Source organism: Ramlibacter sp. WS9, assembly GCF_003797765.1.
Taxonomy (GTDB): Bacteria; Pseudomonadota; Gammaproteobacteria; order Burkholderiales; family Burkholderiaceae_C; genus Ramlibacter.
Map to the genome: position 1 here is coordinate 385,573 of NZ_RKMB01000003.1, position 12,733 is coordinate 398,305.

The following is a 12,733-nucleotide window of genomic DNA, read 5'->3' on the forward strand; positions in this document are numbered from 1 at the left end:
CGTTGCCTACCTCTGCTCGAAAAGATAATCGCCGCCCTGCTGGTGCCCGGCCGAAGTGACCGACCCGTACTTGGGGGTCTGCGGGAATTCCTTTTTGACGGCGGCCTGCACTTCCTCGAAGACATTGCTGCCCTGGTTCCAATTCTGCACCGAGCGCAAGCTCTTCATGAGGCTCCAGGCGAAGATGGAATGCCCCTCCTTGCCTTCGTCGGACACCGGTTCGTCCCCGCCCGATGACAACACCACCACCGAGCGCTTGGTCAGCACATCGTCGGCGTTGACGCCGCGGCCCACGGACGCCATGCCCTCGCGGGCAAAGGCCCCTGCGTAGCAACTGTCGGTGATCAAGGCCATCTGCCTGGACTGTACGCCGGCCAGCAACCGGGCGACGTCGTTGTTGGAGATCCAGCGGCTGGGATCGTTCACCGGCGCATCCGACGGCAGCCAGTAGCCTTCAGCACGCTTGTCCACCGAGTAGCCGTGGCCCGCGTAGTACACCACCACGCTGTCGGCCGGATTCACCTGCGCGGCCAGTTCATTGAGCGTTCGAATGATGTCGGCCTTGGTGGGGTTGCGCACCACCTTCACTTCATAACCGAGGCGTTCGGCAAACACCTTGGACACGGCGTCGACGTCCGGCAACGCGTTCTCGAGCTTGGGAATCTTCTTGTCGGCGTAGTCGTTGATGCCGAAGAACACGCCGATCTTGCGCTCGATCTGCGGCAACGCTTTCTTCGTGGCCGTTCTTTGCCCCGGCACCGCCTTGACGGACTTGGCGTGCAGTTCCGCTAATTGCTCGGGCGTGTTGCGGCAAAGGCCCGATGCGCCCTCCGCGGCGCTGGCGCAGAGCCTGACGTCGGCCAGACTGGGATCAATCTCCAGCTTGTAGACGGCATCGGCAAACAGCTTGCGCTTGAAGTCCTTGCGCGACTCGAGCAGCCGCAAGAGCTCATCCTGGCTCATGCCGCCGATGTTCACCGGGCCGAATGCGGTGGCCGCGCTAGCTCCCGCCACGTCGAAAACACCGCCGGCGCCGCGCTGGCTGAGCGCGGCGATGGTGGAGGCTGTGGCAGCGGCGATGCTCGACTCGCTGCTTTGGGCGGCTTGCTGCGCCGGGCTGTTCGCGCTGGGCAGGGGCACGGGCGTGATGGTTCCCACGTTACCCGCGGCCGTGCTCGCGCCAACGGTGTAATTGGGCGCGTCTGGCCCGGAAACCTGGAACGCCCCGGTCGCTGTGACCAGCTTCGCGATGCCCACAGCCGGCGTGTCGTACGTGCCTTGCGTGGGACCGCTCACGGAAACCAAGTCGCCCGGCACCACGCCTTGTAACCCGTACTGCGTTGCGGTGAGCGAAGCGGCCGTGGTGCCGTCAAACTCTTTGGCAACCTCGCCTGCGATGTTGATTGTGGCGGGCCTGGGCGTGATGCTGGCGTTTGCTGTGGACACCGCTAGCACATAGTTGGCAGCGTCCGGCCCCGCGAGCGCGCCGCCAGAAACCGTCACAAGCTTGTTCACCCCGACGTTCTTGTCGTCGAAAGTTCCGGTAGCGCCGTTGAGGTTCACCACATCACCTGGCACGACCCCGCCAGACAGCGAGCCGGACACAGCAGCAGTTCGCGTCCCGTCATAAACCTTGTCCGCGGCGGTGATGCTACCGGCCGACAGCACCTTGGGGGCCAGGTCGCCGATGAACGACATGGTGCTGCCGAAGACGGGTTTGGACGTGTCTGTGGTGACGGTAAATTTGCTGCCGTTGTACGTGACGGGTTTGTTGAGAGCCGCGTTCTTGTCCGCAAACGACCCTTGCTCTACTGAATTGTTTTGCTGCGCCAGAACAATAAAGCCCGGAGCGTTGTAAGACAGCGAAGTCGAGAACGGAGCGGTGAGCGTTCCGTCATAGCTTTTTAGAATGTCCAGCTTGACCTGAACATCGAGCGGCTGCGTGTAGCGCAACCCGTTAGTACTCAGCGCAGGGGCGCTTCCAAACGGCGCGTTGAATTGGACGAAGTCGTAGGGCAACGGGCCAATCGCATCAGTGCCAGGGTCGATTGAATGGACGAGCCAGCGACCGTTTTGCGTAACGATGGGGGCGGTGCTCGCGTTGGTAAAGTTGCCCGTGACAATGCTGACGGCGTCGCCGGTTGCAGAACTGGAAATCTGTCCCCCGGCGCCAATTGTTGTGCGGAAGTTGTTGGACACGGTGATCGGCAGCGCGGAACTCAACGAACTGCTGTCGACCTGCAAAAATCGGGTTCTGACGTTGAGCAGTCCCGCCGCATTGACTGTGGAATCAACCAAAGTGAGGTCGCGATAAAACCCGTCCTGAATGTCAAAATTGAACACTATGCCCCCTGGGGCGCTGAACGAACCTCCGGTAATGCTGTAGTTGGTTATGGACGAGTCACGCACCTCGGTATAGCCATCAATTCTGATTTGATGGCCGAAGATTTCGGAGCCGTCGGCGATACACAGCGTGCAAACGTCGGCCGGAAGGGGTGCTTGCGGTGTTTCTGGCGCCAGCAGATCTATAAAGTCGCCCTGCAGCTCGGATCCGGCGATGCGAATTGCAGGGCCTGACACCGGCGTGCCGATCAGCCGGATCTGCCCCTGGGCGGCGCCACCCCCAGCAAAGAGAACGCTGTCTTGAATAAGAATGCCAGGATTGCCACCAGCGGAAACCGCGGCTCCGATCGCGCCACCACCCCGCATGGTGATGTTCCCACCGTCGGTGCTGATCTCGGCCTGCAAGACCGAAATGGAACCGGTGTTGTTTCCGTCACTGTCCGCGATGAATGTCACCGGCATCGGACCGGTGTTCGATCGGATGCTGACTCCTGGGTTGACTCTGATGTTTCGATGCGCCTGCAGGGTCAGGGAGCCGGGAGATCTGCCGTACTCGCCGGCGGGCACGATACTCGCGGCGACGACGATGTCGCCCTGTTGTGCCGTCACGCCCGGACCGGGGTCCGTTGTTTGAACAATGACGTTCGTTCCGCTGTCCAGGAAATAGCTGATGCTTTCCGCCGCAACCGTTGTGTTGTCGCTGGCCGGCTGAAAGATGGTTTCACTGTCTTCGCTCGGAGGTATTCCACCGGAACTCGGGGGGTTGCTGACGATGGTGATGTTGTAGGGATCGAGCAGCCACGTACCGCCCTTGCCGTTTGGCGCCGCGAGGTTGATCGACTTCGGCCTGGCGTCGAGATACCCGCCCGACGTCTCCACAAACCCGCCATCTCCCCCTTGGGCGCCGCCCGTCGCCTCGATCATGCCGTAAACCCGGGCGGCATCGTTCCCCCAGACAATCACTTTCCCGCCGTCCCCACTGTCGGTGGCATTGGCCTTGACCGTGGCGCCCCGGCCGAGATAAGTTGCCGTGGCGTTAGCGACCGCCGGGTTCTTGCCCTGGTAGTCGCCCCCCACCAGCACTTCACCGCCGCCCGTCGCGCCCGATGCATCCGCCAGGGCTTCACGGATCAGGCCGACGTTCTTTCCGAGCAGTTGAATATGCCCGCCGGCGCCGTCTGTGCTCGACGCCAAGACCTGCCCGCTGACGGACGTTGTTCCCGCGCGGGATTCCACTGCGACGCTGCCCGCCCTCCCCGCTCCGCCGCTGCTGGCGCTCGTGACGCTTGCATCACCGAGCCGGACGTCACCTTGCGCCTTGATGACCACGCGTCCGGCCGCGTCCGTGCCCACACTGTCTGCGCGAACGATGCCCTGCTGGTTCACGATGCCGCCATGCAGATCGATACTGCCACCCGATGACGCGATCAAGCTGCCCAGGTTGATGGCTTCGTTGGCTGGCGCCGTGACGCGCACGACGACGTTCGGCAAGCCGGAGTCCACGACCTCGATGCTCTTGCCCGCTGCCAGCACGATGCTTCCACCGGGCGTGCGGACGAGGCCTTCGTTGGCAACCGAATCTCCGATGAGCCAGACGCGTCCGCCGAAGCTGGTATTGATCTCGCCTTGGTTGAGCACGCGAGCGGCGGACGTGCCATCGAGGCCTTCGAACTTGAAGCGGTTCGCAAGAAAATCGCCGTTCGTGATGCCGAGCGTGGATGCCACCAGGCCACCCACGTCGACTCGCGCATCCTTGCCGAAGAGCACGCCATGCGGGTTGACGAGCCAGACGCGGCCGTTCGAGGTGAGGCTGCCGAGAATGCTCGACGGGTCATTGCCCACCACCCTGTTCAAGACCTGGCTGGATGCGCTCTGCTGATCGAACCGCACACCGTTCGTGGCCCCGATCGAGAAACTCTGCCAATTCAAGATGGCGTTCGGGCTGTTGGTGATCGTCATCTGGCTGCCGTTGGTGGCGATACCCGCGCTTCCGTTGACCACAACGGGCCCCGAGGGCAGTTGCGCCCACACCGTCGTGGAAACGGAAAGAAATGCCGAGGCAACCGCAGCGGCAACAGGCCGTCGCGCGAAGGCGCGTCTGCTGGAATCGATCCTGCCCGTGTGGTGAACGCCGAGATGCTTCATGGTTCAGTTCCTCTCACGATGCGCCTGGCCGCGTGCATGTGCGCTACATGCAGGCTCCGGCAGGAAATCTTCAGTACACGACGTTGATCGACACGTGGGCTCGATAGTCGCCCTTGCTCGTGCTGATGGCGTTATCCAGCGCGCGCCCTACTTCGACGCTGGCACTGGCATGCTTGCCCATGTTCAGACGCGCACCCAAGCCGACGCCGCTCAGGCTGCACGAGGTTTCAGCGGTGCCTCTGCACGGCAGACCCTTGTGGTTGCTCACCCTGCCGTGATCGACGAAGACCAGCGGGCGTGCGCGAAACCCCTCGCTCGCGCCCACACCCAGCATTGGCCCGAGCACTTCAAACCGCGCGCCCACACCGTAGTCGCCGGACAACTCGCGCTCCTCGTAGCCGCGCACGCTGCCGGCGCCGCCCAGCCCGAACTTCTCGCCGGAGATGAGCGCGTGCGGCGTGTATTGCGCGTCGGCTCGACCTGCCAGGGCGAAACCTCCGGCCAGGCCCACCTCGGCAAAGCCCGAGAGCCGCGTCAGCACATAGTGTTTTCTCGCGCCGGGACGGGCGGCTTCGAAAGTGTCCGCGGAACTTCCGCCGGCGTTCGCGGCCAGCGACGCGTTGATTCCCCAGGCCAGCTGCGGCCCCTGCTTCTGCCCGGTGTAGGCCACCATGACAGGAGCGACCGAAATGCTGACGCCAGCCGATCCGCACGCCGCAGGGCCGAAGTTCCCGAGCGCGCAGTCATTCTGGTAGTCCTTGAAATCCACGCCGAGCGTCACACGATGGTCGTACTCGCCGATGCGATCGAGGTTGCGGTTGCCGCGCAGGCCCAGCACTTCGCCCTTGCCGGCGAATGTGAGCGGCCCGGCAGGCGTCGATGTCGTGCCGTTGCGGACGTTCGAATGGGCATAGAACGCGTCGACGGAGCCCGCCCAGTCGTACAGGGGAACGTGATAGCCGACGCTGAATACCTGCACCTGGCTCGGATGCTCGGGCGAGGTCTGGTATTGAATCGTTGCGACGTGATCGCGGCCAAACAGATTGGAATGCTGGGCACCCACGCTCAGCCGATGCCTGCCGGTCTGCTCGTTGCCGGTATTGTTGTAGCCAAGCAGGACTTGAAGCGGATCACGCTCGCTGACATTCACTTCAGCGTCCACGTCGCCCGGCTTGCTACCCGCCGTCAGCGTGACCTTCAACTCTTTGGCGGGGTTTTCGTTGGAAAGCTGAATGTCGCGGTCGATGGCGCGAACCACAGGGGTCGCGCCCTCACGCAAATTGGGCAGACCCGCGCGGACATTGGCCGTGGTGAAGTGGCTGTTGCCCGTCACGCGCACGGCAGCCAACTTGCCTTCGACGACCCGCACGACCACATTGCCGGAAGTCACGTCCTGTTCCGGCACGAACGCCACCACGCCGCCAAACCCTGCGTCCCGGTACGCGTTCTGTATTCGAGTGGCCAGCAGATTGAGCTCAGACAAAGTGCGGTCCGGACCTTGAACGCCGGACACCATTCCCGCAAGCACGCCTTCGGGCAACAGGGTATTGCCTTCCACGCGGATCGAAGTGATGTTGATTTTTTGGGCCGGGGACTTGGCGGCCGGCGCCGTTTGACCCTGCACTGCCCCGGACTGCAGAGCCAGCGTGACGGCGATGGCCGCACAAGAGAATGCCAGCTTGCCGTCACGTGCTTCATACCTCCGTATCTCATCTCTGCAGATCGTCGACAAGAAGCGGAAGTCTTTGAGGTTCATAGTCTGGCCTGACCCAAAGGAACGTAACAGAATGATATCCAGGTTTCTGGATGTTCAGCTTTTTCTTTGACCTCTCCTTTGACCTCTCCCTCCGAACGCCTGAGGCGTGCCTTCAGTTGGAATCGAACCACCCGCTGCTCGAAACGGTGACGAACGTGCGTGGTTTGATCAGCTTGAATTGGGGAATGCCGCTTCGCTTGACTCCATCCAGCACCGTCGCATCCGGATACTGCATCCAGGACTCGTGGGTCCATCGGGGCAACACCTTTGCAGGGGTGTTCCCCTTCTGCTTGCGAAAGAAAGCCGCCACCTTGGCTTTCAACGCATCGACGTTCTGGCCTCTGTCCGAAAGCAGCTCGCGAGCGTTGCCGGCGACGAGCGTTCCTGCTTCGAGCTCCCCATCGCCGCCCGCGGTAATTCTTCCCCCGGACCACCGCGTCGATGCACCCAGCTCGAAGTCGTCCGGCTGCAGTGCTTCGCCCGGCGCGAGCGCCACGATCTGGAAGCCGAACGACAGCCTTCCAGCTTCGAACCCGACGTGCCGCTCCAGCTCCGCGGCGCTCCGATTCAGCAAGTACTTGAGCATCGTGAAGTCGCCCTTGACCAGCAAGGACGCGGGCGACGGCTCGTCGATGGGAGGGCAGCCGACCATCCCGGGTGAAGCGTACCGAAGCAACGCGCGCGGCTGCCCCTGCGCATGTGTTTGATGGCTGAACCCGACAGGTCCGGGTATTCGGCTCGCGGGCATTCGGGAGTCTCCAGCGGATTCGGCGCCCGCGCATCAAGAATGACCGGGCCTTGAATACTACAGCCGCGGCTGCCTGCTTGGCAATCGCGTGATGCCCGCACGACTCTCGTCCGCCCTGCTCACATAATCATGGATGCCCGCCAAGAGACCCCCGTCGTTGCCCGGCCGCACGACGCAGCACGTCTTTCTGAAAGACGCGTTGCCCATCGCCATCCGGCTGCACCAGGAGGGCCAGCTGGAGCCCGCGCGAAAAATGTACGAGCGCATTCTCGAGGCGGCACCCGGCGATGCCAATGCGGTTCATTTTCTTGGCGTGCTGCACCATCAGATGGGCCACAGCGACCAGGCCGCCGCGTACATCAAGCGCTCCATCGAACTCGACCCCACGGTGCCGGGCTGGTACAACAACCTGGGCAACGTGTTGCTGGAATCGAGGCGCCTGGCCGAGGCTGCCGATGCGTACGAGAAGGCGGCCGCGATGTCGCCGCGCGACGCGACCCTGCTGAACAACCTGGGCGCCCTGCGCCGCGCGCAAGAGCGGCACGCCGACGCCGAGGCGGCGTACCGGCAGGCCATGGCGCTCGACCCCAAGCTGCCGGAGGCGCACAACAACCTGGGCAACCTGTACCGGTCGATGGGCCGCACGCAGGATGCGTTGGCGCACTACTGCGAAGCGCTCATCCTCAATCCCAAACAGCACCAGGCCCGCAAGATGCTGGGCATTGCGTACTACACCCTCCGGCGTTTTGATGAGGCGGCCAAGGTCTACCGCGAATGGCTGGCCGAAGAGCCCGACAACCCGGTACCCAAGCACTATCTGGCCGGGTGCACCGGCGAGGCGGTTCCGGCCAGGGCCGCGGACGCGTATGTGGAAATCACCTTCGACGCATTCGCGGAGAGCTTCGATGCCAACCTGGAAAACCTCACTTACCGAGCGCCCCAATACGTGGCCTCCGCGGTTGAACGCCTATGCGGTGAAGCGGCTGGGACGCTGCACGTGCTGGACGCCGGTTGCGGCACGGGCCTGTGCGGCCCGCTGATCACGGGCTATGCGAAGCGCCTGGTGGGCGTCGACCTGTCGGCGAAGATGCTGGCGAAGGCCCGGCCAAGGCAGGTGTACGACGAACTCGTCAAGGCCGAACTCACCACGTACCTGCAGTCGGTGAACCAAGGCTTCGACCTGGTTATCTCTGCCGATACCTTGTGCTACTTCGGCGAGCTCGAATCAGCGCTGCAGGCCGCGCACGGCGCGCTGCGCAGTGGCGGCTGGCTGGTGTTCACGCTGGAACGCCTGGACACCGATGCCCCTGACCAGCGCTCGCGCCTCAATCCGCATGGCCGCTACAGCCACAGCCGCGCCTATGTCGAAAACGTGCTGACGCAAGCGGGATTCGACCACGTCGCCGCCGATGCGGTCCACCTTCGCAACGAGGGCGGCGTGCCCGTGCAAGGCTGGTTGATGTCGGCGCGGCGTCCTTGAACCCCGGCCGGCGTTCAGTTGGCGCTGGCCAAGCCTACGCGGTTGCCGAATTCGAAGCACGCCGCTTCGAAGCTCCGGATCTCGAACAGCGCTTCTTTCAGGCTCATCTCGCCGGCGTCCATCAGCTTGCCCGCCAGGTGCTCGGTGAGCGGCTTCAGGCGCCCGAGCACCGCGCGGGTTTCGCCGTAAAGCCGCTCGCTCTGGGCTTCCATGATGCCGCGCGTCTCGTCGTCGAGGTTGCGGCTCGCGCCCTGGCCGTCGTTGGACAGCGCTCCGAAATTCAGGCGGGTCTTGCGGTACATGCCCATCTCGGCCACGGCGTGGTGCAGCAATTTGGTGACGCGCGTGATGTCGTTGTGCGCACCGTTGGTGGTGCCTTCCTCGCCGAAGAACAACTCCTCGTTGGCCATGCCGCCCAGGAGCACGCGCACGTCGTGCTCGATGTCGCCCTTGGTCTTGAGCAGGTTGGCGCCCTGCTTGTGGAACACGAAGCCCAGCGCGTTGTTGCGCGGGTTGGCCTTGAGCGAGATCTTGATGGTCTTCATCTCGGCCTGGATCTTGTCCCAGTCGCCGCCGGCCTGCTTGCGTTCGCGCTCGAAGTCCACCAGGAAGTGGCCCCACTCGTGAATGGCGATGATGCGCCTGTCCCTCTCCCGCTCCTTCGTCGTATTCGTATTGACGTTGCCGACCAGCACGCGTTCGGCGGCCTGCATCAGCGTCTCGGTGCCGATCATGTCGCCGGCCTGCACCGCGCTGATGCCGGCCTGGTTGACGATGGTTTCCAGGTCGGCCGGGCTGCGGCCTTCGGTCACTTCCACCAGGTGGCGCAGGTCCAGCTCCGGCAGCACCTTGTCGGCGCGCTGGTCGAGGTAGTGGCCGAAAATGGCCAGGCGCTCTTCCTTGTTGGGCATGCGGAAGTCCACCTTCATCTGGAAGCGGCGCAGCATGGCCTCGTCCATCTGCATGGATTCGCTGTTGAAGTTGGAAGCGACGATCCAGATGATCTCGGCTTCGCTCTTGGTGCGCACGCCATCCAGGATGGCGAGCAGCGAGTTCTGCGTGTCGTCGTCGAATTTGCGGTGGCCGCCGCGCTTCATGAAGAGGTCTTGCGCCTCGTCCAGGAAGACGATGCAGCGCTTGCGGCGCTTGGCCATCGACGCGATTCGGGCCAGCGTGTTGGAACCGCCCGCGACGAAGCCCGTCTCCAGGTTGGCGGCGGAATGGAACAGGATGGGCAGGCCCAGCTCCTTGGCCAGGTAGCTGGCGAGCTTGGTCTTGCCGGTGCCAGCCGGGCCGCTGAACATCACGTTGAACGGCTTGCTGATGCCGTACTCCGCGTACTCGGCGCGGCGCATGTACTGGTCCTTGATCTGCGCGACCTCGGACTTGATGTCGTCCATGCCCACCAGGTCATGGATGCTGCCGTGGATCTGCGAGGGCTCCAGGAACTTGAGCGTCTTGAACTGGCCCTTGAGCTGGAAGAACAGGAAGCCGAGCAGGCCCACGGTCAGCGCGGCCGACAGCAGGCCGCTGACGCCGGCTTTCCAGCCGTCCTTCTCGGACTGCGGGCGCGCACCAGCGAAGCGATTGTCCAGGCGCTCCAGCATCTCGATGCTGGCCTTGTCCACATCGGCGCGCGGCACGAAGGCAAGCTTGCTGCCCCAGCGCGCGGTAACCGCCTTGTCGGCAAAGATCTTGGTTTCCATGTCGCTGGGGTAATACGCGTACTGCTTGCCCTGCGACTCGACCAGGATGAAGCGTTCGGACACGTTCCACATCAGCGGCTTGTAGATCACGGTGATGCGGTCCACCGCGTTGGTGTCGAGGAAACTCAGCACTGAGCCGGTGCCGAACACCACGGGCAGCTTCTGGTTGAAGCTCCAGGTGGCGTCGCCCGGCTGGTCGGCGGCTGCCATGGTCTTGACCTGCTCGGCCACGGCTGCCTGCTTCTGCAGCGTCGCCGCGGAATAGATGGCTGTGGCGGGAATGAGGATGACCATGATGACGACCATCGTCTTCCTGGTCATCGACTGGATGGCGAACCAGTCCTGCAGGCGCGAGACGGCCTTCTTGACGGCCTCGCGCAGGCTGGGCGCGGAGGCTCCGGACGCGGCTCCGTTGGGAGTGGGGGTCTGGGGACTGGGCGACAGATCCGACATTGCTTGGGCTTTCTTGGTGGGCAACACCCGGACCACGCCCGGCGCTGGACGTGATGGAGCGCTGCTCGAAATAAAAATTCGGGAAGCTCAGACCGGCGAACGCCGCGGCTGTTGTTGTTGCTCTACCGCTTCATGGCCAAATTGCACCGGGCCTCGAACCTCTTGTCAGTGCAATCCTACAGAGACATGGCGCGGCAGGCCAGCAACATGAGTATGGTTGTCACGCTGAGGTCTCGGGCCGTGACAAATTCACGCTTGTAGGACAAGGCCTTGTCGGCGCGACCCGCAGGAACTGGGGACCCAGAGACGGACTCCAACGAAATGGCCGGGTTTTCTTCAAGTTTCTTCCCCTGGCCCTTCAATCCCTCGGCGTGAAATCCGAGGGATTTTTTCTGCCCACAGCCACGCTCTTGAAACGCGCTTTACTTGCTGAGCCAGTCAAGGGCGTCGCGCTCGGCGCCGAACAACGCGATGTCCGGGCATTGAGCCAGGCTCATCGACACACACTCCGTGTCCACCAGCTCGGGCGTGGCCACCAGCACCACCTTCGTCTTGGGCGTGAGCGCGCGGCGCAGGCGATCGCAGATCAGGAACTTGCCCTTGGCCTCGGGCGGCGTGTCGACACGCCGCAGGTCGATGAGGACATGGTCCTGACGCACCCGCGCCACCGCGGCCTTCACCATGTACGCCAGCTTGAGCGCGTCGCCGTTGTGCCAAAGGCCTTCGACATCGAAACGCATCATGAGCTGGTCATGGCTGGAAGCGACAGAAAGATTCATGGCAACGGTGGCATGGAGTTGGGACAAGTCGAGAGTGCCACAGCCATTTGTACCGATGCGGATACAACCGCATCAGTAGTTGCCAACGGTGACTGAGCCGTTGGCTCGGCCGACTTCAGCGGTTCGGATAGAACTGCCGTACCCTGCCCGAGTTGTTGTCCACGAGGGCGTATTCGCCGCCGATTTGCACCCAGTGATAGCCCCGGGGCGGTGCACTCAGCCGATGCCCGCGCCAGTCCTCGACCCGGTACTGGCGAGTGCGGTCCAAAGGAATGCGGTCGCCACGGCGGAAATAGCCCTGCTCCCATTCCAGCCGCCGCATGTCCCGCTTGAGCTGGCGCGTGGCTTCCTTCTGGGCCGCCAGGTCACCGTCACCCTGCGCCAGGGCTGCGCCCTGGAAAACCGTGAGCGACATCGCGAGGGCTGCGAGGAAGATGGCATGACGTTTCATGATGAGCTCCGATCCGTGGGAAGTGCTGCTCCCAGTTTAGGGCCACGGAAGGAATTCGGGTTCCCTCAGAAACCGGAGATGATCGTTCAGCGCTGCAGAAATGCGTCGAGCTTGATGAAAGTGCCGGTCCAGCCGCGCTCGTGGTTGTCACGCGCCTGCTGGTCGAAGAAGCGATCGTGGCGAAAGCGCAGCTCGCAGCCGCCGTCCTTGGGTTCGAGCTCGATGGCGACGAGCGATACGCGGTCCGGCGTGCTCTGCCAGGCCCAGGTGAATCTGAGGCGGCGCAGCGGCGCCACCTCCTGGTAGACCCCGGACACGCGGTGCTCCTCCCCATCCGCGGTGCGAAATGCGATGGAGTAGCGGCCTCCCACGCGCACATCGAGCTCGGCGCTGGTGACCGACTCAGTGTCCGCGGGGCCGAACCAGCGGCTCAGCGCTTGCGGCTCGGTCCAGGCCCGCCAGACTTTTTCGGGCGGGACGGCGTAGTGCCGGGTGATGCTGAGGCTGGGCCGGTCTTGCGTGGGGCTTTGGGCCATGGATTCACTTCCTCTTCGTGATACAGGTAGCGGCCGAGCGAATCGAGCTGCGCGCTCCAGAACTGCTCATAGTGGGCAAGCCACATCGCGGCCTCCTGCATCGGTTGGGCTGCCAGTTCACAGCGCACCACCCGCCCCTCTTTCAGCCGGGTCACCAGGCCCGCGTCTTCCAGCACGCGCAGATGCTTCATGAAGCCCGGCAGCGACATGCCGTGCGGCTGCGCCAGTTCGGTCACGGTGGCGCCGCCCTGCCCCAGCTGGCGCAGCACGTCGCGCCGCGTGGCGTCGGACAGGGCCGCGAACACCTGGTTCAGGATGGCCGGGTCAGCTTCCACG

Annotated in this window: 9 protein-coding genes; 1 reads left to right on the forward strand and 8 read right to left on the reverse strand. The window is 63.7% G+C overall.

Annotated features, from left to right (window positions below; translation table 11 throughout):
* Window positions 1-6: 6 nt before the first annotated feature.
* From EEB15_RS07745 to EEB15_RS07755, 3 genes are all read right to left on the reverse strand, one after another.
* Window positions 7-4,488, reverse strand: coding sequence for a YDG domain-containing protein (locus EEB15_RS07745; protein ID WP_141509234.1), 4,482 nt, complete (start codon window positions 4,486-4,488; stop codon window positions 7-9).
* 70 nt (window positions 4,489-4,558) lie between these two features.
* The gene (locus EEB15_RS07750; RefSeq protein WP_141509235.1) at window positions 4,559-6,244 is read right to left on the reverse strand and encodes a ShlB/FhaC/HecB family hemolysin secretion/activation protein; all 1,686 of its coding nucleotides are present in this window, start codon (window positions 6,242-6,244) and stop codon (window positions 4,559-4,561) included.
* A gap of 112 nt (window positions 6,245-6,356) precedes the next feature.
* Window positions 6,357-6,896 (reverse strand): hypothetical protein, encoded by a 540-nt coding sequence (locus tag EEB15_RS07755; RefSeq protein ID WP_141509236.1) that lies wholly within the window; start codon window positions 6,894-6,896, stop codon window positions 6,357-6,359.
* A gap of 229 nt (window positions 6,897-7,125) precedes the next feature.
* Here EEB15_RS07755 and EEB15_RS07760 point away from each other — a divergent pair, with 229 nt between their 5' ends.
* Window positions 7,126-8,472: a tetratricopeptide repeat protein gene (locus EEB15_RS07760; protein WP_141509237.1), complete on the forward strand. Its 1,347-nt coding sequence runs from the start codon at window positions 7,126-7,128 to the stop codon at window positions 8,470-8,472.
* Between the two features lie 14 nt (window positions 8,473-8,486).
* On the opposite strand, the gene EEB15_RS07765 is transcribed toward EEB15_RS07760, so the two are convergent.
* The 5 genes from EEB15_RS07765 to EEB15_RS07785 all read right to left on the reverse strand — a co-directional run bounded on the left by EEB15_RS07765 (window position 8,487) and on the right by EEB15_RS07785 (window position 12,732).
* Window positions 8,487-10,631 carry an AAA family ATPase gene (locus tag EEB15_RS07765; RefSeq protein WP_141509238.1) on the reverse strand — a complete coding sequence of 715 codons (2,145 nt, stop codon included), beginning with the start codon at window positions 10,629-10,631 and terminating at the stop codon, window positions 8,487-8,489.
* A 422-nt stretch (window positions 10,632-11,053) separates the two neighbouring features.
* On the reverse strand, window positions 11,054-11,410 hold the full coding sequence (locus tag EEB15_RS07770; protein WP_141509239.1) for a hypothetical protein: 357 nt from the start codon (window positions 11,408-11,410) through the stop codon (window positions 11,054-11,056).
* A gap of 115 nt (window positions 11,411-11,525) precedes the next feature.
* Window positions 11,526-11,861, reverse strand: coding sequence for an RcnB family protein (locus EEB15_RS07775; protein ID WP_141509240.1), 336 nt, complete (start codon window positions 11,859-11,861; stop codon window positions 11,526-11,528).
* 86 nt (window positions 11,862-11,947) lie between these two features.
* Window positions 11,948-12,397 (reverse strand): SRPBCC domain-containing protein, encoded by a 450-nt coding sequence (locus EEB15_RS07780; protein WP_141509241.1) that lies wholly within the window; start codon window positions 12,395-12,397, stop codon window positions 11,948-11,950.
* A complete protein-coding gene (locus EEB15_RS07785; protein ID WP_141509322.1) occupies window positions 12,292-12,732 on the reverse strand; it encodes a helix-turn-helix transcriptional regulator in 441 nt (146 codons plus the stop codon). Before EEB15_RS07785 ends, EEB15_RS07780 begins: the two co-directional genes overlap by 106 nt.
* Window position 12,733: the final 1 nt, after the last annotated feature.